General features: G+C 40.6%; 18 protein-coding genes. 10 read left to right on the top strand and 8 right to left on the bottom strand.

Annotation, left to right across the window (positions count from 1 at the left end; translation table 11 throughout):
- Positions 1-137 precede the first annotated feature (137 nt).
- Positions 138-2,864 (top strand): Ig-like domain-containing protein, encoded by a 2,727-nt coding sequence (locus BM008_RS08000; protein ID WP_143072316.1) that lies wholly within the window; start codon positions 138-140, stop codon positions 2,862-2,864.
- A 560-nt stretch (positions 2,865-3,424) separates the two neighbouring features.
- On the opposite strand, the gene BM008_RS14905 is transcribed toward BM008_RS08000, so the two are convergent.
- The gene (locus BM008_RS14905; RefSeq protein WP_177188024.1) at positions 3,425-3,601 is read right to left on the bottom strand and encodes a hypothetical protein; all 177 of its coding nucleotides are present in this window, start codon (positions 3,599-3,601) and stop codon (positions 3,425-3,427) included.
- 29 nt (positions 3,602-3,630) lie between these two features.
- Complete coding sequence (locus tag BM008_RS07995; protein ID WP_245747973.1) at positions 3,631-4,524, bottom strand: MraY family glycosyltransferase; 894 nt, start codon at positions 4,522-4,524, stop codon at positions 3,631-3,633.
- 424 nt (positions 4,525-4,948) lie between these two features.
- On the opposite strand from BM008_RS07995, the gene BM008_RS14900 reads away from it, so the two are divergent.
- From BM008_RS14900 to BM008_RS07985, 3 genes are all read left to right on the top strand, one after another.
- Positions 4,949-5,107: a hypothetical protein gene (locus BM008_RS14900; RefSeq protein ID WP_177188023.1), complete on the top strand. Its 159-nt coding sequence runs from the start codon at positions 4,949-4,951 to the stop codon at positions 5,105-5,107.
- Between the two features lie 123 nt (positions 5,108-5,230).
- A complete protein-coding gene (locus BM008_RS07990) occupies positions 5,231-6,130 on the top strand; it encodes an NAD-dependent epimerase/dehydratase family protein (RefSeq protein ID WP_091936323.1) in 900 nt (299 codons plus the stop codon).
- 50 nt (positions 6,131-6,180) lie between these two features.
- The gene (locus BM008_RS07985; RefSeq protein WP_091935879.1) at positions 6,181-6,792 is read left to right on the top strand and encodes a VanZ family protein; all 612 of its coding nucleotides are present in this window, start codon (positions 6,181-6,183) and stop codon (positions 6,790-6,792) included.
- A 26-nt stretch (positions 6,793-6,818) separates the two neighbouring features.
- Here the strand turns inward: BM008_RS07985 and BM008_RS07980 are convergent, their stop codons facing one another.
- The 6 genes from BM008_RS07980 to BM008_RS07955 all read right to left on the bottom strand — a co-directional run bounded on the left by BM008_RS07980 (position 6,819) and on the right by BM008_RS07955 (position 16,016).
- The gene (locus BM008_RS07980; RefSeq protein WP_091936321.1) at positions 6,819-8,252 is read right to left on the bottom strand and encodes a nucleotide sugar dehydrogenase; all 1,434 of its coding nucleotides are present in this window, start codon (positions 8,250-8,252) and stop codon (positions 6,819-6,821) included.
- A gap of 5 nt (positions 8,253-8,257) precedes the next feature.
- On the bottom strand, positions 8,258-9,196 hold the full coding sequence (locus tag BM008_RS07975) for a UDP-N-acetylglucosamine 3-dehydrogenase (protein WP_177188022.1): 939 nt from the start codon (positions 9,194-9,196) through the stop codon (positions 8,258-8,260).
- Positions 9,190-10,275, bottom strand: a complete 1,086-nt coding sequence (locus tag BM008_RS07970) for a DegT/DnrJ/EryC1/StrS family aminotransferase (protein WP_091935876.1) — start codon at positions 10,273-10,275, stop codon at positions 9,190-9,192. The genes BM008_RS07975 and BM008_RS07970 overlap by 7 nt, the downstream gene beginning before the upstream one ends.
- Before the next feature lie 64 nt (positions 10,276-10,339).
- Positions 10,340-11,005 carry an acyltransferase gene (locus BM008_RS07965; protein ID WP_091935874.1) on the bottom strand — a complete coding sequence of 222 codons (666 nt, stop codon included), beginning with the start codon at positions 11,003-11,005 and terminating at the stop codon, positions 10,340-10,342.
- Positions 11,006-11,157: 152 nt separating this feature from the next.
- Positions 11,158-15,321, bottom strand: coding sequence for a GAF domain-containing hybrid sensor histidine kinase/response regulator (locus tag BM008_RS07960; protein ID WP_177188021.1), 4,164 nt, complete (start codon positions 15,319-15,321; stop codon positions 11,158-11,160).
- A gap of 158 nt (positions 15,322-15,479) precedes the next feature.
- Positions 15,480-16,016 (bottom strand): metal-dependent hydrolase, encoded by a 537-nt coding sequence (locus tag BM008_RS07955; RefSeq protein ID WP_091935871.1) that lies wholly within the window; start codon positions 16,014-16,016, stop codon positions 15,480-15,482.
- 95 nt (positions 16,017-16,111) lie between these two features.
- Here BM008_RS07955 and BM008_RS07950 point away from each other — a divergent pair, with 95 nt between their 5' ends.
- From BM008_RS07950 to BM008_RS07925, 6 genes are all read left to right on the top strand, one after another.
- Positions 16,112-16,696 carry a metal-dependent hydrolase gene (locus tag BM008_RS07950; RefSeq protein ID WP_091935869.1) on the top strand — a complete coding sequence of 195 codons (585 nt, stop codon included), beginning with the start codon at positions 16,112-16,114 and terminating at the stop codon, positions 16,694-16,696.
- Between the two features lie 86 nt (positions 16,697-16,782).
- A complete protein-coding gene (locus tag BM008_RS07945) occupies positions 16,783-16,965 on the top strand; it encodes a hypothetical protein (protein WP_143072315.1) in 183 nt (60 codons plus the stop codon).
- Positions 16,966-17,319: 354 nt separating this feature from the next.
- Positions 17,320-18,870, top strand: coding sequence for a glycosyltransferase family 2 protein (locus tag BM008_RS07940; protein WP_091935866.1), 1,551 nt, complete (start codon positions 17,320-17,322; stop codon positions 18,868-18,870).
- 112 nt (positions 18,871-18,982) lie between these two features.
- A complete protein-coding gene (locus BM008_RS07935) occupies positions 18,983-20,008 on the top strand; it encodes a Gfo/Idh/MocA family protein (protein ID WP_091935864.1) in 1,026 nt (341 codons plus the stop codon).
- Positions 20,005-20,886, top strand: a complete 882-nt coding sequence (locus BM008_RS07930) for a hypothetical protein (protein ID WP_091935863.1) — start codon at positions 20,005-20,007, stop codon at positions 20,884-20,886. The genes BM008_RS07935 and BM008_RS07930 overlap by 4 nt, the downstream gene beginning before the upstream one ends.
- Before the next feature lie 2 nt (positions 20,887-20,888).
- The gene (locus BM008_RS07925; RefSeq protein WP_091935861.1) at positions 20,889-21,935 is read left to right on the top strand and encodes a DUF354 domain-containing protein; all 1,047 of its coding nucleotides are present in this window, start codon (positions 20,889-20,891) and stop codon (positions 21,933-21,935) included.
- Positions 21,936-21,944: the final 9 nt, after the last annotated feature.

Below are 21,944 nucleotides of genomic sequence, written 5' to 3'. Positions count from 1 at the left end.
ATCTAGAGTTCTCTAATCTTACTCTAGAACAAACAAAGTATGGTCTTACGTTTCAAAATGCAGACCGGGTTACTGTACACGACATTTTAATAAAAGATGGTAACAGGGTCTCAGGTGGCGGTTTACTTAATTGTGAAATGGATAACTCTACGATATACGATGTTCAAGTTATAAATGCAAGCGAGAAAAGCAATGATGCTACTGCTGCATATGGTGTGGAACTTGCGGGTAGCAACAATGTAATTCATGATGTTTATATTGATTATGTGGCTTATAGTGGTACAAGTTTCACGGATGGTGTAAATCTTACGGCCTACAACATTAAGGTGATAGATGCAGGTCATAATGGTTTTGAAGTTGAAGTTAATGATTCAAAGTTTACTAATATTTACATACAGGATTCTCATAGACACAATCTTTTCCAGGTAGGAAAAGCTGAAGTAGGTGCTACTCGAGGAAATAACATCTATGAAGAAGTGACTAGTATTAATTCTGACCTTGGTTATGGAGCTTGCATTACAGAGGGTAGTTTTGATACTATTATTGCTAATTCTACTTTCATTGGAAAAGGTCCTTATGTGTCAAACTCTAAAAATATAACTTTGTTGAATGTTGTACAAAGGGATGCAGTTGGATCAGGCGCAGAAGGTGTAGGCTTCCTTTCTACTATTATAGATGCAAGTAATTTTGTATACTTGGAAGATGTTAGCATTATAGATAGTGACTTCTCTGATAACAACTGGAATGATTTATGGATAAATGATGGTGTAACTAAAATTGTCAATACACAATATTCAACAGTACGCTTGGATAATGATTATTTCTCCAATAATTATTACTTGGATCTTATAGTTCTTGATTCAAATGGAAATCCATTTTCAGAATCAAATATTGCACTCAAAAATGAGGATAGTGCAGCAATTGAAAGTTCAAATGGATTTGGTATGGATATGACCTCATTTTTAGTTGATTCAAATGGAAGAACATATGATCCTCAGGTCAATAGAGCCCAGTCTCCTGTCATGGCAGGTGCCTACAGAGCTGCATCTTTAGAGTCAGTACTTTTATCCCATAAAGCAACAATTAATACACCTTCAGGGGATTCTGTAGCCCTCACTGGCATCACCCCCGATTCAACTTGGTATCGTGAGGATCCAAACACCCCAACATACACGATCACAGCAGTGATTCCTGACAGTACCACAGGACCACATATTACAGGTTTCGCACCAAGCTCTGAAAACCCATTCACAGCAGGTGAGACCAAGAAGTTCCAGATATGGACAGATGAGGAACTGACAACCATGAAATGGTATGTTAATGGAAACCTCAGATCATCTGGATCAATGACATATGACTGGACTGTAGAGACCGGTTCACACACTATCATGTTTGCAGGTTCCAACTCTAATGGTGCTGTAGTTCAGACATGGGAAGTAACTGAAGGTGAAGTGCCTAGTACAACACCAGGCTCCTCAGGTACAGGTGTAACATTCACTCCATCAACAACCTCACTCACAGCAACTGCTGGTGAATCAACAACTTTCACTGCAGATTCAACTGATGAGCTTGTAAGCAGTTCATGGTCCTATGATGGTGTACAGGTCGCAACCGGAACCAGCTATGTACAGAACTGGGATAAGGTAGGTACTCACACAGTTGAATTCCTGGGAACAACAACAACAGAAACAGTGACAAATACATGGACAGTTGAAGTTTCAGAACAGACAGTATCTGAATACTCATCCATCAGTATCTCAGCATCTGCACCAATTGTAAAACCAGGTGAGTCATTCACCATAGATGTTTACATCGATCCAACAGAATCTATAACTGGTTCACAGTTCGATCTTCAATACAGTCAGCTTGCAAGCGTGACCACAGTTGCTGAAGGTGATCTGTTCACACAGAGCGGACTTTCAACAATGTTCGAATACGAGGGTATCGATAATACTCTAGGTATACTTACACATGTATACTCCGCAATAGTAGGGTCAGGAACAGTATCAACTGCAGGTACCATGGCAACTATTACCATGACCGCAGGCAGTGAATCCGGTATACTGGACCTTGGCCTGAACAATGTTATAGTAAGTGATGCGAACTCCGCTCCGGCAGGATACACAGTGACCAACGCAACGGTCCTTGTGGACACAGCTCCGGTATTTGCAACAACGGCTTCACAGACCGTAGAGGAAGGCCAGAGCCTGAGCTTCACCGTAAGCGCAACAGATGCAGAGGGTGATTCACTGACATACTCAGCAACCTCACTTCCATCAGGTGCATCATTTGATGGCCAGACCTTCAGCTGGACTCCGGCAGAAGGTGACGACGGAAGTTATAGTGCAGTATTCGAGGTCACAGATGGATATCTCAGTGATTCCATGACCGTGGCTGTAACTGTCACTCCAATGAACCATGCTCCTGTGATCACACTCTTCGAGCCGGCAGATTCAGCTGTCTTTGAAGAAGGGTCCACTATCAATGTGAATGTTATCGCAAGTGATGCAGATGGAGAAAGCCTTAGTTACATCATTAAGATAGACGGTGTCCAGGTAACTACAGCTTCAAGCTATGCATGGGCAGTTGATTATGAATCAGCAGGCACTCACACGATCGAGGTCATAGTAAGTGACGGTATCGACGAGGTACGTGCTACAAGCACCATAACCATTACAGACCTCCAGCCACGCTGGGATGTCAACGAGGATGGTGTTGTCAACGTACTTGATATCACCCTCATAGGTCAGAACTATGGTGCAACATACACCGAAAATCCACCACGCTGGGATGTCAATCAGGATGGAACTGTTAACATCCAGGATCTCTCAATAGTCTCCGGACACTTCGGTGAAACAATTTGAACAAGTAGTAACTAAAATGACCCACATCGGGTCATCTTTCTTCTTTTTTACATTTGATCATTTCATTTCTATCTATCTGTGTATTGGCAGATCAATAGTGGACATATCATATGTTCATGACCACAACTATGCTGTTGCAAGGTCATGTTCTTCTATGTACATACATTAATTATGTCCTATAAGCTGGTATTTGTATGTTCTCAGTTGATGTTGAGGTCTGTAGAGTGTCCACTAATTAGGCCGTTCAGTGCTCAGATAGGTCGATCAATTGGGCAGCTTTTTAAAATCATCTCTTTCTGTCATATATGGCAGTGATGATATTGAAGAGCAAACATAAAATAAAAAGTAGTGGCTCTGTAGAGTTCCTCAGTTAAATGGTTCATGCGATCATACATGCCTGTCATTATTACAGCATATCATTTTAACAGATAGATCACGGTTTTTGGTTATTAGTATGTAGAAAAAGAATAGAAAACAACAGATGATCTCGTTAATCTTTTTGGATTATGCCGGCTTCGCCGGAACCCTCCGGGATGGATGGAGTTATTCATGCCTTCCGCTCAATTTGACTTAGTGTTCCCTGCACCTTGCATTTCTGATATCTCTGCAAGATCATTGACAGACAAAGAACTATGATACCATCCGCCGCAGGCGGCACATTCCTTTTCCATCATCCTGAAGACTATTGAAATATTGCAGTTGTTTGAAATTGCTGTGTTCAAAGTTGCAATTGTCAAGATCTCTATAGAGCCAAAATAATACTGCTTTACATTCTTCCAGGCAGCATTACTCCGAGTGCACAGAAGAATATGGTAACAGCATACATGGCCCATGTAGCCTGCTTCTCTGTAACTCTGTAATAGTATGGAAGTACCCATTTTAAGGTCAGTGGGTTTGGAACCTCCAGTGTCCTGTCTTCTCTTTCCTTTCCGAACTTTGCTACAGGGAACTTCATGGCTCTCCAGTACGCGTACATAAGGAAATTGATAGTATGTGGTATGAACATGATAAATCCACTGATGATGAATCCCTGTATAACTATAATGATGCCGATCGCAGCTCCAATTGTTAGGGACCCTACGTTGCCCCAGAATATCTTAGAGGGATATTTATCGAACATAAAGTATCCAAGGGCTGCACCGGTTATACTTACTACCGCAATGATATTTTCAATATCACCTATAAGGAATGATTTTACTATGAGTGATATGAGCACTATCACTGAGAGCCCTGAAGCCAATCCGTTGAAACCTGAATGCATGTTCACAAGGTTCGAGGCTACCAGAACATAGGTTGGTACTATGAATTGCAGATAAAGGATGCCAAGCTCTATGTTGCCAACACTGGGAAGTGTAAATGCAGTGTGAGTTGCATATTGGATCAATGGATAGGAACAATAGTACATAAGAAGAAGCTTGGTCACTCTTCCTATATCGATCATGTCATCAAGTATGCCGAAAAGGCCGAACATAGCGATAACTATGAGTGCTACATAGTTGGTTGTAGAGAATTTGAAGAAAAGTGTGTTCAATGAGAAACAGACCATTGCTACCAGAAGAATGGCAATACCTCCCCTGTCAGGGATCATGGTCATTTCCCTTTTATAATAATCTCTTGCAAGGATGCCTTTTTCTGTCAGTTTCTTTATGAAATACGGCATCGATATGAATGTCACTAAGAACGGTATTAAGAAATTACTTGCAAGAACCAAAGTCATTAGCGTGAATGGTGATGCTATCTCCAGCATAGTTCAAATCCCCTATCTCCAATATATTATTCTTCCTAAAGATCTATTTATTCTATACTATTATAATATATGTATTTACTGTTCCCGGTGATGATCGTATGAACAATGTCTATCACCACTCCTTCCGGTTAATGACTGATTATTATATAATAATGTTTTCCCATTTGTGCAACGACGCACACTATGCTCATCATTATGAGTATCATTTTTGGCATCAAACATAAATTTATATAGTATCATTCTCCAATGTACACTTGACAATCGGGTTATTGTCATTGAATATATAGAACATATGTCCTTTTTGTGGCATATGTCAAAAATGCTTAAGGTGGTACGAATGAAATTAGTAGAAAAGAAATGTGCAACATGCGGCAGTCCTATCTATATCTACGAGGACTATGCACGTGAGGATATGTTCTGTACTCTCCATTGTATGGAACGTGCTGCATCAGGGAGTGTTCAAAGGGGCTTAGATCAGGTGCGAACTGCCTGCTAAGTTCTTCATCTTCTTTTGACTTTTTTGTTATTATTGCGTAGGATACTTGTTGACTGTTATAACTACTGTATTGATATCTTTTACAGGGTAATCTAATTATACTTTATTCACTCTCATATGTCCATGAAGCAGGTACTTATAACCGGGGGTATAGGTCAGGTTGGCAGCTACCTTGTTGATAGTATGCAGAATGACTATGAGGTTACGGTCCTTGACAACCTTTCCTCAGGTAAAGAGCCAGACCTCCTGGACAATGTACATTTCATTAAAGAAGATATAAGGTCACCTGTTGCCAGGGAAATGGCAGGTGAGTTCGATATAATTATCCATACAGCTGCTCAGATCAGTGTTGCAAGGTCTATGGATGATCCGATGTTCGATGCTGACAATAATGTATTTGGCACTCTCAACTTACTTGAAGGAGCCCGTGCAGGCAATCCTGAAAAGTTCATATACATAAGTTCAGCTGCTGTCTATGGGGATCCGGAATATCTTCCGATAGATGAAAGTCATCCTCAGAACCCTATGTCTCCCTATGGTGCCAGCAAGTTCTGTGGTGAGAAATATTGCAGCATGTATCATCATGCTTATGGTCTGCCCACGGTCTGTATAAGACCTTTTAATATCTACAGTCCAAGGCAGGATCCTTCAAATCCCTATTCAGGTGTCATATCCAAATTCATAGGTCGTGTGAAAGAAGGCCAGCCACCGATCATCTTTGGCGATGGATCCCAGACAAGGGACTTTGTCTCTGCTCATGATGTTGTCAATATGATAAGGCTTCTTGCAAATGGAAAAGGGGACAATGGCGAGGTCTATAACGTAGGGACTGGCAAGGTCACTAGCGTCAAAGAATTGGCACAGATCGTCCTTGATATCTTTGACAAGGATCTGGAAATTGAATATCGTGATGCTATGCCAGGTGATATCAAACACAGCTATGCAGATATATCAAAGGCCAATGCAATTGGGTTTGAACCAAAGATGGATCTTTATAAAGGACTTGAAGAGATAATTGGCTGAATGGCCGGATAATTATTTTAACTTTGTTGCCATTATATATTCAGGGTTTTATGCAAAACTTAAAAAACAACAGATATGTAGCTTATCTGGCACTTCATGTTCTTTACGTTCTCAGGATTTCCCTTGATATTATTTCCCGTATCCAGAGATTCGATTATGCTGGCAATAAAAAGAATATCCTGATCGCTCTTACAGTACTATATGCAGGATTCATATTCTATCTGTCATCCCAGGCGAATTTGAGTGTTCCTTCCTCCGTGTTCAAGATACCTATAATGTATCAATTGGCAGATATCTTTAAAGAACTTGGTCTGGATATTTTCATTGACATTGCAGCCTATGCCTACCAACACATGGACAAGGTAGCCCATATGTTCCTGTATTTTGGTTTGGGAGTACTTTTACATCTGACATTCAGGCACTCTGACCATGTCTTACTGAGGAAGTATGCAGCTATCTTTGCAATCGTCCTTGGTATAATATATGGCATTACGGATGAGTTTCATCAGTCATTCGTGCCAGGCCGGTCATCAAGCATACATGACCTTCTTGCTGATGGTATAGGGGTGACCATTGCACAGATACTTTTTGTGATACTCATTCTTGTGAATATCAGGTGGAAAAAAGACAAAAAAGACAGGGATGATCAAGAGCGGGAATAAATTCCCACCCTGGCCTGAAACTGGTATCAGCTTTTTATTTCGTGACCATTCTTGTCGCCACGTCCAATTCCCTTGTATATAAATCCTGAATCTATGAACATGTCAGGGTCAATAACATTCCTTCCATCTATGATCACAGTATGTTCATTTCCTGTCATTCCTTTCACATCATCAGGTCTCAGATTGAAGTATTCCTTGTGACCGGTGAAGATCACTACAACATCTGAACCGGAAATAACCTTGTTCATGTCCTTGTGGATCTCGACATCGGGATAGTTCAGTACGTGTGGGTCATGTATCATCAGTTCTGCACCTGCTTCGATAACCATGTCCCTGTAAGGTTCGGAAGGTGGGTTACGTGCATCATCTGAATCGTTAATGAATGCCCAGCCGAGCATTGCTATCTTTGAACCTTTAATGTCCTTGCCAAGTCTGTGGAGTGCAGCAACTGTCAGATTGTACATGTGAACGGGCATGAAATCATTGACCCTGCGTGCAAGTACGTAGATAGATTCTGCATCCTGTGGATAATCAAGAGCTTCAGTTCCAAGTTTAACACCACGTTCGAGGTGGTATGTATCCTTGGTCAGGCAATGTCCACCAACACCGGCTCCTGGCCAGAGTATTGCCCTGGTGATACCTTCACCTTTGAGACTGTCGATCCCTGCTCTGACATCATATACATTGATGCCCATGGACTCACAGTAGAGTGCAAGCTGGTTGGCCGCTGCGATCTGCAGGTCCCTGAAGGTGTTCTCTGCGGTCTTTGTTACCTCGGCTGCAGTAGCGCTCATAGGGATGACCTTACCTTTTGTAAGTACCGGGCTGTAAAGTTCAACTGCTCTGTCGGTACTTGGCTGATCGATACCACCAACGATACGGTCATGTTCCTGTATGTTACGTAGAAGCCTTCCGACCATTACTCTTTCCGGAGCGTGTGCAAGTGCAAAATCCTCTCCTGCTTTCAGGCCTGACTCCTCTTCAAGTATCTCCTTTGCCATACTGTCCGTAGTGCCTGGTGTTATTGTGGATTCCAGCACCACGAGCATACCTGGTCTGAGGTATCTACCCACATTACGGATACCTTCCTTGAGTGCTCCAAAGTCCGGTTCAAGTGCCTTTGGGTCTGCAAAAGGTGTCTGTATTGCAAGAGTGATGGCATCAAGTTCTGATATTCTTGAAAAGTCCGGTGTACATACGAACTTACCTGCATCGACTACCTTCTTGAGCAGTTCCTCAAGACCTGGTTCTTCTCCCTTCAGGGGACTTTCTCCACGGTTGAGCATCTCTATCTTGTAACCGGATGAAGGTGAATCCCTCTGGAATCCCAGTACAAGGTCGAACTTATCAGAATCAGCAAAAAGGGCTGCAGCAGGTATTCCTACATATCCCATGCCAATGACACCTATCTTTTTGATGGGTCCTCTCTCTTTTAGTATATTCTCAAGTTTATGGCTCATGATGATCACTCTTTTATCTCTATCAATTTTGCATCTTTATATGAGCTGATGGCAGCTAGGCTTACCTTTAGGGCATGCTTGCCATCCTCTCCGGAAGGTTCCGGCTGTTTTCCGCTGTTAATACAATCTATGAAGTATTCAAGTTCGTTCTTCAGTGGCTCTTTCGGGTCGATCTTTGCTTTCCTGATCCAGCCGCTATCATGGAGTTCCACTGTCTGGTCGATATAATCAAGGTAGGCAACACCACCAACACCCACGGCAGTTAACTTTCTGACCTTGTGTGGTGTAAGCCAGTTAACTTCTACAAGCCCGGAATATTCATGGTCCAGGCGCATATGGATGGTTGCATGGTCCTCAAAAGAATGTATGTCTGCACCAGCCACTGCATATACCTGGTTCACATGTGTACCGTACAGGTATGATATGATGTCAATGTCATGTACGCCTATATCGAGGATCACTCCTACATCCCTTATTCTTGGGTTATAAGGTCCTACTCTTGTTGTGGATATGGAGACGACCTTACCTAAGAGTCCTTCGCTGATCATCTCTTTTAGTTTGATCACCGCCGGATTGAACCTCTCTATATGACCGACCATTACCAGACGGTCATTTTCTTCAGCAGCCTTTATGATGGCCTCTGCATTCTCTACGGTATCTGCGATAGGTTTTTCCACAAGCACGTGGGCGCCTGCCTCTATTGCTTCGATGGCCACCTGCCTGTGCATCTTAGTGGGAACTACGATGCTTACAGCGTCAAGGCCTTCAGCGAGCATTTTCCTGTAATCTGTAAATGCTTTCGTACCGTATTGTTGTGCAAGTGCTTCCACGAGGTCCTTATCGATATCTGATATCCCGACAAGCTCAACGTCAGGCATCTCACTATATATGCGGATATGGTTCTTTCCCATTGCTCCCGCACCGATCACACCTACTTTCAACATGAAGGACCACCCCAGCTTTCAATTGCATTGGCAATGGTATCTATGTCCTCATCTGTGATGCCCGGATGTACTGGTAAGGATAGTACTTCTCTGGAAGCTTTCTCTGTTGCAAGCAGTGAGTCATTATAACCCAGTTCCTTATAGTATGGTTGTCTGTGGATGGGTATCGGGTAATAGATGCCAGTACCTATTTCCTTTATTCTCAGATAGTCGGAAAGTTCATCCCTGTCCTGTGTACGAACAGTGTACTGGTGGAATGAATGGGTGCAATTCTCTTTGACCTCGGGGCACTTTATCCATTCTATATTACTGAGCTTTTCGGTGAGCAATTTAGCATTGTGCTGTCTTCTGGATGTGTAATCAGGAAGTTTCTTTAGCTGTGCAATTCCGATAGCTGCAGATATGTCTGTCATACGGAGGTTGAATCCTAACATCTCATGCAGATATCGCTGTTTAGAGCCGTGTGCACGTATCATGCGTGCCTTAGATGCCACTTCTTCATCGTTGGTAGTTATAATGCCACCTTCGCTGGTGGTCATATTCTTTGTAGGGTAGAAGCTGAATGAACCTGTACCGAATGAACCGACCTTCTTTCCTTTGTATGTGGCTCCGTGCGCCTGGCATGCATCTTCCAGCAATATTAGCCCGCGGTCCTCTGCTATATCCTTTATAGCATCCATTTCTGCAGGATGGCCATAGAGGTGCACAGGCATGATCGCCTTTGTTGCAGGTGTTATCTTCTCTTCGATCATATGTGGGTCGATGTTGAACGTGTCTGCACTGATATCTGCGAACACTGGCTTAGCTCCGGTGAAAAGTATGGAGTTCGCAGTGGCTATGAAGCTGAAAGAGCTTGTTATGACCTCATCTCCCTTTCCGATCCCATGGGCAAGTATTGCAGCATGAAGGGCAGCAGTACCTGAGTTTACAGCCACAGCATGTTCTGTGCCTGTGTATTCAGCAAATGCCTGTTCAAAATCTTTTACACGTTGTCCCTCAGCTATTATGCCGGAACGCAGGACGTCGGTCACAGCCTGTATCTCTGTCTCGTCAAGCTGTGGTTTTGCAATAGGTATCATGTTATAACTCCACTATTATAATGTACAATATTGTAATACACGTTCATGTTCTGGATATGTTGTATCATATCTGGTTAATCTGATGTAGTTTCTCAGGAAGGTCGGTCATCTTTGCAGGACATCCGATGGCAAGTTTCCATGCTGGTACATCTTTTGTTACGAGTGCACCGGCCGCTACCATTGCTCCTTCGCCTATCTCCACTCCGGGTATGAGTGTGGCATTTGCACCTATGGATGCTCCTTTCCTGAGAATGGGTCCTTCAGGATGATACTCTCCTCTTATGGGATATCTGTCGTTGGCAAGTACTGCGCATGGTCCGATGAACACATTATCCTCGATGGTCACATGGGTGGGTATGTAGACATTTCCCTGGATACTGACATTATTACCAATGGTCACGTTACCATCGATTATCACATTGGTGCCAACAAGAACATTATCTCCTATGGTGGTGTTCTCCCTTATCATGGCATTATGTCCGGTCTTGAAGTTATCCCCTGTTATGACATTACTGAATATCGTGGTGCCTGCTCTTATGAAAGCATTCTTGCCGATCACTGTACCGGCTCCCTCATATTCTTCTATATCCTTGCCTGATCTGATACTCTCTGTCAGTATGCCGTGCTGAGGATACCCAATGATGGCATTCTCCAGAACAACTGAGTTTTCCCCCAAGCTGCTGGTTCCATAGAGCTTAGCAGAGGGGTGGATGTAAGTTTTGTTTTCCATTTTCCCACCAATTATTATGCCATAAAAGTGTGTCAGTTTATATAAATTTATTCAATTCATCCAATTTCATTAAACTTGATATGTGATCAATTTATTTAGTAGGCGTATCTCATAGGGAATACAAAGGGTAACTTCACAAAAAGTATTATTGATCATTTATCTTTATTCAGGAGTTCTTTAAGGAGAGAAAGTTCCTCCTCCATCATTTCCATTAATCCTGGTATCAATGTATTGTCATTGATAGCTGCGTGTTCCAGGTCACTGGCAATGTCTGCTATTATGCCGAATCCGATGTTCAGGGCAGTGCCCTTACAGTTATGTGCTTTTCTTTTCAACATGTCCATATCGTTCTGGGCGAAGGAATCAGCTAGTTCATCGTAATTGCGGTCAAAAGACTTCAATGCAAGTGAAATGAGATTGTCGTATAGCTCCCGGTCACCTCTGGTACTTTGGATAAGGAGTTCATTGTTAAAGTGGACCTTATCCATGGTCACTTTATCATTTTTAGTGGTGGATATGTCCTTAATTTCACTCTGTCCGGGCAGCCACTTCCTCAGTACATTATGGATGGTATCGGTAACTATTGGTTTTGTAATATAATCGTTCATGCCGGCCTGAAGGCATTTTTCCCTTTCCCCTTTAAGTATGCCAGCGGTAAGTGCGATAATGGGCATATTGTTGCCATTCTCACTTTCAATATCCCTTATCATGGCTGTGGCATCATAGCCACTGACCTCAGGCATCTGTATGTCCATGAAGGCAAGATCTGGTCGGTGTTCCATGTATATTTTTACTGCATCACGCCCATCCTTTGCCTGTAATATTTCAGCTTCAGGCAAGAGGTTGCTTATGATCGTAGATGCAAGTATCATATTTGTCTCATTATCCTCGGCTATAAGGATGCTATGTCTTTTATTGGCTGCAACGTCAAGCGGAAGGGTGCTTACAGCTTCATGCTTATCCTCCGGCTTTTCTCCTGGGGAGGAGGTGGATATTGCATCAATGAGGTCTTTCATTTTGACCGGCTTGACTATATCTGTATATTTTATAGTGCCAACTTTTTCATGCATGATGGACATGTCATTGGACTTATGCATCATTACAACTGATGGATGTCCATTGACCTCACTTCTATCAGTAAGTACTGTGAGGATGTTTTGGACCTCTTCTTCAGAAAGCATGTGCTTATCGATCAGTAGCAGGTCGTATCCATGATCCTCTTCATTTTCAAGTATTGTTAATATGTCCGCATAGCCTGTGACAGTATCTGTCTCAATGGATAATGTTCTTAGCATTTTTTCCAGTATGGAGCAGTTCCCTGGATTATCATCAGCTATGAGGGCTTTTTTATGATCGAACAGGGGCATGGTATAATGGGGTATGTTCTCTTCCACTGGCAGATCAACTGTAAAGAAGAACCTGCTACCTTTTCCTTGTTCACTTTCCAGTTCCAGTCTGGAACCCATTTTGTCCAGAATTTCGCTGGAGATGCTCAGTCCAAGTCCAGTGCCACCGTATTTTCTTGTAATGGACCCATCGGCCTGAGAAAAGGACTCGAAGATCTTCGATACACTATCTTCAGATATGCCGATCCCTGTGTCCCTCACAGAGAATATGAACTTCTTTCTTTCAGAGGTTTCATGTATATCAAAGACCTCTACCTTCAGTTCGATCTCTCCTGTGCTGGTGAACTTTATTGCATTCCCTATAAGATTGACAAGTACCTGTCTCAATCTTAGTTTGTCTACAATGATGTTCCATGGAAGATCTACTGGTATGTCCATTAATAGTTCAAGATCCTTTTCATGGACCCTGTGCTTTAACATATCCACTATGTCTTCACATAGTTGTATAAGGTCTGTTCTTTCGGTGTCCAGCTCCAGTTTTCCAGCCTCTATCTTTGACAGGTCAAGGACGTCGTTTATAAGGTCAAGAAGGGAAGATGCGGAAGTAGATATCGTGTTCATGTAATTTGACTGTCTCTGGGTCAGTTCGGTTTGCTGGAGCAGATCCATAAAACCAATGATGCCATTAAGTGGTGTACGCATCTCATGGCTGATATTGGCAAGGAACTCCGACTTTGCCTGACTCGCTTTTTTGGCATTCTCTTCAGCTTTTTTATTTTCATCGATGCTGATGTGAGTCCCGTACATGTGAAGTGGCATGCCTTCAGGGTCATATTGTGCGATCCTTCCCTGTGCACGGACCCACACCCATTGTCCATTCTTGTGGAGGATCCTATATTCTGATATGAAGTATTTTTCATTTCCTTCAATGACATCCTGCAGTTTCCCGGAAACACGTTCAAGGTCATCCGGATGTATCATTCGTTCCCATATTTTCAGATCGAATTCGGGAAAATCATCTATTATATAGCCGGTGATCTTGTTCCAGCTCTCAAGTCCCTGAAGTTCTATGTTCCCATTCGTCAGGTCAAGGTCCCATATGCCTGCATGCGTTGCTTCAAGTGCGAGGTCCAGTGTTTGTGTCCATTTCTGCATTTGTTCTTCAGAGCGTTTCCTGTCAGAGATCTCTCTGCAAACACAGAATATCAGTTTCCTGCCACTACATATTGCACTACTGGAACTGATCTCGACGTCGATAACTTTCCCGTCTTTGCGTATATGTTTTGTCTCAAAATACCCACGATTCTCATGTGCATTATTAAGCATTTCAAGTAGATCTTCGCGTGTCCACTTTTCATCCCAGTCCCATATGCGAAGTCTTTGCACTTCTTCGTGGCTGTATCCAAGCATTTCCGCAAAGCGATCGTTAGTCTCGTATACGCTGCCCTGAGCATCAAGGACCACTATGCCGTCAATTGAATTTTCTATGAGGATACGTCTCCAGGTCTCTTCCTCTGCAAGTTTTTCCTGTGCATCTTTACGTTCGGTTATATCCTGGATAGTTCCGGTCACTGTGTTGCTGGCCGGATCATATTCAGCTACTGAGTGTATGTGGCTGATCACTCCATCAGCAGGTCTTATTATACTGTACTCTACGTCATACGTTCTGTTCTGTTCAATGAGCTCATAGAGTGCTTTGTCAAGCATTGGACGATATTCAGGGAGCACCAAGGACTGTATTTCCCTGATGGTTGGATTTCTGTTATCAAGTCCATATATGGAGAATGCTTCTTGCGATGCGTAAACACTATCTGTGTTCAGATCGATCTCCCAGCTTCCTATGTGTCCTATTCTCTGGGCGCTCTCAAGCTGTTTCTCTTTCAGGAGTCGTTCCTTTTTATCTTCTCTTTTCTCGAACGTGCTGGATATTATCCCTGCCACTATCTTCAGGAGTGATATTTGCTCTTTTGTCCAGGTACATTTTCTTCTGACGCTGTCAAATCCGATAAAACCGAAATAAGTTCCTTTCTTTTCCAGGGGTATACTGAGGAGCGATCTGATGGAATTCTTTATCAGGTCCTTCTTCAGAGCAGCACGCTCAATGCCCATTTCCTCTGTATCAGGTATGAGTATGTACTCCTGTCCTGTTATCACTTCTTTGAACCAGGTGTGCTCTTCTAAACTGAATATTCTTTGCTTCCGGGTGGGATCATCCACTTTTGGAGCACACCATATATTAGTGACAGTTATCTCTTTCCAGTCATCGGATATTATGGATATGTAGGCCCTGTCCATATTGAACAATTCACCGCATGCTCTAATGGTATCGTCGAGCATTTCATCCAGGCCATCGTCATCCATACTGAGAAAGCCTGCAGATATATCTGATACCATTTTCTGGAAATTGTATTGGAACTGGAGCTCTTCTTCTGTCTTCTTACGTTCCAGAAGGAGGCCTACCTGTCTGGTATAGATCCCTATTATGTCCTCATCCTGAAATGTAATTCCAGATGGCATGACCAGTACGAAGTATCCGAAGTTTATGTCCTCACGAAATATATTCGCTACAATTGTCTCCCCTACTCTGAATGCATTCTCAAGCAGGAATATCGGTCTTTCAGGGAATATGTCTGCAGTTAGCTCGTGTATGGCCGGGAAGCGGGAAATATTTCCTTTCTTGATCCTATTTTCAAGTATGGGGTCAAATTGCCATTCTTTACCTTCAAGGTTAAAGCCGAGGATAGCGCAGGCTTTTTCCAGATTCCCGGAAGCTCCTGAGATGGCCGTTGTAAAATATGATCTTGTCCTTTCATTGAATTGAATGAAAGCTGCATATCTTGCATCTGATATTTCCAGGAGGTTATCTGTGATCTTCTGGTAGTCTATGTTGTTTACAGGACTACGGAAGAGTTCCTCTGACAGTGTGACAAGTTTTTTGAGCCTTTTGTTCTTTTCTATGTTCTCATTCATTTTCCCGACCATGGAAAAGCTATGTTATTATTAGGTATTCAGTGCAAGACAATTGTATATATCCATTTGTATATTAGTGTAAGTTTCAAAGAAATATCTGCACCATTATAGAAATAGTTTGGCTTTTTGATCTGTAAATAGGACAATACACAATTTTATTATGTATGTTTTCTAGCATTCTTATGATGTCTGATCCATGCAATTATCATAATTAAAATTCCAAGTATCTCGGAGAGAAATACGTAGCTTGCTTCGGGTGTATATGCGTTCCTGAATATGCTCAGGAAATAGTCGAGTATTCCGGCTGACTGATATCCATCAGGGAATTCCCATCCCATGAGCGGCCAGAACAATGTCTGTGGTGTCATCCAAATCCTGTCTTCCATCAGATGCAGGAAGGTGGCAACAGGAACGATAAGTATGCGTGTGTCGGAGTTCCTTCTGTATACGTACAACGACACCATTAGGACCAGGATACAGAACAGGAGTGTGTGGCCATAGATACGTCCGTTAGCAAGGGAATCTGCAAGTATGACCTCGCCTATCGGCTTGTCTATAAGGTCCGGGAGCATGGCAGCAAATGCAATGATGGGCAGGTCAGTGGGAATTTCAGGAATGATGGGATATCGGTTAGAATACTTTTTCAGTATCTGCAATATTCCATAGCTTATGCCTATGTGGCCGAAGATGAACATTTGAAAGAGTATTATGATCTGCTGTATTTATGGTTTTTCAGAGTTTTGAATACAGGACATCAGATTTATATAATTATAATTAGTATATAATTACTATGCCCTATCCAGCAGTTCATCTTACATTCTTCATATTCTGCATCTCACTTGTAGGTATCTTTGCAATAGCTGGAAGTGGCTTTCGCAGGGAGATGGGTCTGAAGGATGCAAAGCATCTTGGTCTGCTGTTCGTTGTGGGAAGTATAGGTTCGGTGTTCCCTGATGTTCCTGCAGTATGGAACTATCTATTACATGGAAACCTCCGTCATACAACGATCGGCACGATGCCAACACATTCACTTTTCTTCGGTCTGGTGGCATTTGTGCTTGCATTGTTCCTCGGATACATAATATATAGGAACATTTCCAGGGCAACATCCCTCGGGATATTCGCAGAGGCAGCTTTCCTTTCGCATTTGCTACTGGATGATATTGCAGATGGCGGTCTTACATACCTCTATCCTGTTTACAATGAGCCGTTGAGCATTTTTGTATTTATGAACGTAAATCTCTCAGGTGTGGATTTCTTCTACTACAACTTTGCGTGCTTCTTATCGGTGTTCTTCATCTTCGCTGTGATGTTCATGGCACTTCTGGCACTGAAGGACCTGGGCTTTGGGTTCAGGTATGAGCCTATTGAGTAAATGCAGAATAATGTACACTTCTATCCAATAAGTTATATATTGCTATAGTTCTAATTATTATTCATACAATTATATATTGAGGCGATATGATGAAGTGCAAATACTACGGCAGGTGTGAACAGGCTGACCCTATGGCTATGACCTGTACCGAGAATGGCGGCGGTACATATTGTGGAAAGTTCCGTGTATTATCCGCTGAGTCTAAAGAGTGTGCTTCCGGTAACTTTCTTTTTCGTCCCGTTGTCCATATCAGGGAAATGTTTGCATAAGGATGATGAACACTGAGCTTTGACCGGTTATTTCTTTTTTTGTGTATATGACCAAATGGTCATATTTATGTAGGATGGTTTTAATCTATGCTATTCTGGTTATTTGATATTTGTCTATTGAGGTCTCAATATTCGTACTGCTGCGAACAAAGTTATAATATTTGTCAGCAGTTATATTTACCTAGTTTTATAAAACATATTTGATATCAGTTGAGAAACTTTTATATTGCATTAGTTATCTTCATACTGTGCAAAGGATATGTGTAACACATATCTACATTAAAAGCTCGCTCTCGTATATGATTCTACATGTGTGAGGCTGCGCGCAACAAAACGAAAAATGGGTGGTAGGATATGACAATAGTTGCTGTGATTCCGGCGTTCAATGAGGAAGTTCACATACATGATGTGATAAAAAAAGCTAAACATTATGTGGACGAGATCATTGTAGTTGATGATTGCAGTAAAGATGCAACTGCTTTTATTGCTCAAAGTCTTGGTGTCAGGGTTGTTCACCATGACAGGAACATGGGTAAGGTGGAATCTTTAAGATCTGGTTTTAGTGCTGCAAAGGAACTTAAACCTCGTATTATAGTGACAATTTATGCCAATGGTTACCACAATCCTGAAGATATACCCCGGCTTGTAGAGCCTATATACTGGCTTGAAGCTGATGTTGTGTCCGGGAATACTATCTTCAAGGATCAGGATGTTCTCTCATTGATAGGTATGGATGATTATCCCGACCATTCTTTGATGTGTGACACTGCTATTGATACAGGCTTAATAGAACAATGTATGGGCTTCACTGCATTTTCAGCAAACGCTGTTGATTCGCTTCGATTTCATGAGAATGGTACTGCAGTTGAGATTACTCTTCTACAGGATGTGAAAAATGCAGGTTATGATATTAAATTGCTTTCTGCTTCTCCTTTGTTTGAGTATGACCATAGTGTTTTCCATAAATATCGTATAGGTGTTGTTGTTGCTGCTTACAACGAAGAGAAATTGATCAGAACGACAATAAGTGGAATGCCAGATTATATTAGCCGTATATATGTGGTCAATGATTGCAGTACAGATAGTACTGCACAGGTCTTAGAGTCTATTGACGATCCTCGTTTGTGTGTCATTACGCATGAAGTTAACCAGGGTGTTGGTGCGGCAAACTTGCATGGCTATCAGGAAGCACTTAAAGAGAACATGGATATTGCTGTCATTATGAATGGCGATAATCAGATGAATCCTTTACAGCTTCCAAATCTATTAATGCCAATTATCGAAGGTAAAGCAGATTATACAAAAGGAAATCGACTTTTCCATGAGGAATATCGTGTAGGCATGAGTAAATGGAGATCATTTGGTAATTCCATGCTTACAATGATAACTAAAATTGCAAGTGGAAACTGGCATATCATGGATCCTCAAAACGGCTATACAGCAATATCCAAGAAGGCCTTATCTAACATTGATATAAACAGTCTCTACACGTATTATGGTTATTGTAATGATGTGCTTATAAAACTAAATACTTTTGGTTTCAAAGTTATGGATATTCCAATGCCATCTCGCTATGGGCAGGAACGATCATCGATAAAATATAGTAGGTATATTAGCAAAGTTTCTGTTATGCTTTTCCGCAAATTCTTGTGGAGGCTAAAAATGAAATATATGGTTATGAGTTTCCATCCGCTAGTATTATTCTATATTTTCGGTATGGTATTGGTTCCATCGGGTGTATTGTTAGGTTCTTATATTTTCATATCAAAGCTGATTACGGGTTGGCCTGTATCCACAAACATGCCATTACTTGATGCTTTATTGTTAATTACAGGTATACAGTTTACATTATTTGCGATGCTCTTTGATATGCAGGAGAATAATCATTTACTGGCTAATCAATAATATTTTAACATTTTTAATAGCGAAGAATAGTGAAAAAACGTATTTATATCAACTCGATGATGAAAAAATTGGTATATGTTAATTGTTTGCTTGTTTTTGGTGAGTGATTTTAGTGAAAGATAATCTTAATGTTGGAATTATTGGAATGGGAAAAATGGGTATTTTGCACACAGGAATACTCAATATGTTAAATGGAACAAATGTAACTGCGATTGCAGAAAGCCAATCTCTTATTTTAAAACCGTTAAAGCAGGTGCTTCCAAAAATAGCCACTTATAGTGATTATTCGAGTATGATCAAGAATGAAGACCTGGATTTAGTTTATATTACCACGCCTACTTCATCTCATATAGGAATGGCTTTGGATTGTGTAGAATCAAACATTCCTTTTTTTGTTGAAAAACCTCTAAGCACATCAGTAGCTGAATGCAAACCATTAATTGAAGAACTTGCTCATAATCCTGTTGTTAATATGATTGGTTATTCTATGCGTTTCTCTGATACTTTTCTGAAAGCAAAGGAAATTTTAGACAATAACGATATTGGTAAACTTATTTATTTTAAATCCAGTATGTATGTTTCTCAGAATTTCTCAAAAGGTAAAGGATGGAGGTATAATAAGAATAAAAGTGGAGGAGGAGTGCTGAGTACCCTCGCTACACATATTGTAGATTTATTGTTATGGTATTTTGGTGATGTTTCTCTACTAAATGGTCATACTAATTCTTATTATTCAAGAGATGTTGAAGATTTTGTACATTCATATTTCTTATTTGAGTCTGGGTTGGAAGGATACTTAGATGCCTCTTGGAGTGTAAGGAATTATCGTCTCCCTGAAATAACAATCGAAATCCATGGTGAGAATGGTCTATTAATTGTGTCAAATGATTTTGTAAAAATTTACCGTGATTCCGATTCTAAATGGAATACTTATTACAAGCAAGATTTAGATAATGGAGTTTATTTTGATTTGGGTGGACCCGAATATACTAGAGAAGATATGCATATGGTTGAATCTGTTAAAAACAATAAAGATACTGGCTTGAATGTGTACGATGGATTGAAAGTACAAAAAGTTGTAGATGGCATATATAAGTCTTCTACTATTAATTCTTCAATAGAAGGTGGTAATTTATGAGCATAGATCCAATTATTTTGGGCCACAATCAGTTTATCGGTGTTGATCATTTTTCACAAGAAAGAGCAAGAAGCAGAACTGACTATTTTAATGATTCAGATAGAATTCTTAATGTTATTCGTGATTTTTATGATTTGGGTGGAACAGGAATTATGCTTTCTACTCATCCAAAAACCAAATATATTCTAGATGCTATTCGCTCAGATTCAACTCTTGCAAAGAATATGAATATTTATCCTCTAATTCCTTATGCTCAGGGTTATGTAAGAAAAGCTAACGAAGTTGGAATCTTAGGTATGCTTAAAGACACCTTAGAGCCAGCAAGTACTTCCACAAAGTTAAAAATAATGCTTAAAGGCGGAATCAATGCTTTGAATCAGGATTTTTTCAGTATACTTTCAACTTTTATTGATGTCGAAATGTTGCCTTTTAATGGTTTAAACGTAAAAGCCATTTTCTTACATAATGTGTTAACAGATCTTGCACTTTCAATGAATTCTCCTGAAATATTCAGGTATTTTAACAACTATGTAAAAGAGAACTATAATGCAATACCTGCATATGGAACTATGAACTTTGTAAAATTAGTTGAGAGCTTTGATGAATGGGGCTTAGATAAACCATTGGTTATGTGTTCTTTTAACAAAGCAGGTTTTCAAATGAATCCTTCAAAAGAGGAATGTGAGAAGTGTTTAAGCCAATACGATGTTGATGTTCTTGCTATGAGTACTCTTGCTTCAGGATATTTGAAACCTAAAGAGGCCTATGAATATCTGTTCTCATTACCTAATATAGAATCGGTTGTTGTAGGTGTATCTACAAAAGAACATGCAAACGAGACATTTGGACTAATTAAAGATTACATGTCAAAGGTATAATTATGAACCTTCTGTTTGATCTTTCACATCCGGCTCATGTCCATCAATTTAGGAATGCTATTGATATTTTAAAGTCAAAAGGGCATGATGTTAAAGTTACTGGAAGAAATAAGGAGGTTACTTTAGATTTGCTACGGGCATATGGGATTGCTTATTCTGAAATAGGTGTTTATAAGAACAATCCTATTTTGAAGGGACTATACATGCTCTTAATTGACTTCAAATTGTATTTCTTGGCTAAAAAGTTCAATCCAGATATTCTGGTTGGAGGAGTAGGAAATGTATATGTGGCTCATGTTTCTTTTTTATTGAATAAACCCTCTATTCTGTTTAATGATACTGAACATGGAAAAATACAGGATTTTCTCTCTTTTCCTTTTGTTTCAACCATTGCTACTCCTAATTGTTACAATAAATCAATAGGTTCTAAACAGGTAAGGTATAATGGTTACCATGAACTTGCATATCTTTCTCCAAAATATTTCACACCTAACGTATCTGTGCTTGAAGAGTTAGGACTTACAGAAGATGATACCTTTATTATTATGAGATTTGTGTCATGGGGCGCAAGTCACGATATAGGATGTGCAGGTTTATCTTTAGATATAAAAAGAAAGGCTGTTAGTGAACTAAGTAAATTTGGTCGTGTTTTAATTACATCTGAAAAGCCTCTTGATGCAGAATTCGAACCTTATAGAGTTACAGTTTCTCCAGAAAAAATGCATGATCTATTGTATTATGCAACTCTTCTCTATGGTGAAAGTGCAACAATGGCATCTGAATGTGCAGTACTAGGTACACATGCTATATTCTCTGATTTTGCAGGTCGCGGTTACACAGATGAAGAAGAAGAAAAATATGATTTAGTCTATAATTTCAAATTAGACGAAGCAAGTCAACAAAATTCTGTTAATAAGGCAATTGAGTTGTTAAAAGATCCTGATCTGAAAAAAAAGGGAAGAGAAAAACAGAAAATATTACTTGAAGATACAATTGAAGTTACAGAATTTATGGTGAATATAATCGAAAACACTGTGCAAAATAAATAACTCAGGTGG

It is taken from the genome of Methanolobus profundi (assembly GCF_900114835.1).
Classification (GTDB): Archaea; Halobacteriota; Methanosarcinia; order Methanosarcinales; family Methanosarcinaceae; genus Methanolobus; species Methanolobus profundi.
This window is presented reverse-complemented; position numbering and strand designations above follow the sequence as displayed.

Coding starts and splice junctions, on each gene's coding strand:
- BM008_RS08000 (WP_143072316.1), top strand. CDS start 138: ATGGATAACTCTACGATATACGATGTTCAAGTTATAAATGCAAGCGAG.
- BM008_RS07995 (WP_245747973.1), bottom strand. CDS start 4,524: ATGCCGTATTTCATAAAGAAACTGACAGAAAAAGGCATCCTTGCAAGA.
- BM008_RS14900 (WP_177188023.1), top strand. CDS start 4,949: ATGAAATTAGTAGAAAAGAAATGTGCAACATGCGGCAGTCCTATCTAT.
- BM008_RS07990 (WP_091936323.1), top strand. CDS start 5,231: ATGAAGCAGGTACTTATAACCGGGGGTATAGGTCAGGTTGGCAGCTAC.
- BM008_RS07985 (WP_091935879.1), top strand. CDS start 6,181: ATGCAAAACTTAAAAAACAACAGATATGTAGCTTATCTGGCACTTCAT.
- BM008_RS07980 (WP_091936321.1), bottom strand. CDS start 8,252: ATGAGCCATAAACTTGAGAATATACTAAAAGAGAGAGGACCCATCAAA.
- BM008_RS07975 (WP_177188022.1), bottom strand. CDS start 9,196: ATGTTGAAAGTAGGTGTGATCGGTGCGGGAGCAATGGGAAAGAACCAT.
- BM008_RS07970 (WP_091935876.1), bottom strand. CDS start 10,275: ATGATACCTATTGCAAAACCACAGCTTGACGAGACAGAGATACAGGCT.
- BM008_RS07965 (WP_091935874.1), bottom strand. CDS start 11,005: ATGGAAAACAAAACTTACATCCACCCCTCTGCTAAGCTCTATGGAACC.
- BM008_RS07960 (WP_177188021.1), bottom strand. CDS start 15,321: ATGAATGAGAACATAGAAAAGAACAAAAGGCTCAAAAAACTTGTCACA.
- BM008_RS07955 (WP_091935871.1), bottom strand. CDS start 16,016: ATGTTCATCTTCGGCCACATAGGCATAAGCTATGGAATATTGCAGATA.
- BM008_RS07950 (WP_091935869.1), top strand. CDS start 16,112: ATGCCCTATCCAGCAGTTCATCTTACATTCTTCATATTCTGCATCTCA.
- BM008_RS07945 (WP_143072315.1), top strand. CDS start 16,783: ATGATGAAGTGCAAATACTACGGCAGGTGTGAACAGGCTGACCCTATG.
- BM008_RS07940 (WP_091935866.1), top strand. CDS start 17,320: ATGACAATAGTTGCTGTGATTCCGGCGTTCAATGAGGAAGTTCACATA.
- BM008_RS07930 (WP_091935863.1), top strand. CDS start 20,005: ATGAGCATAGATCCAATTATTTTGGGCCACAATCAGTTTATCGGTGTT.
- BM008_RS07925 (WP_091935861.1), top strand. CDS start 20,889: ATGAACCTTCTGTTTGATCTTTCACATCCGGCTCATGTCCATCAATTT.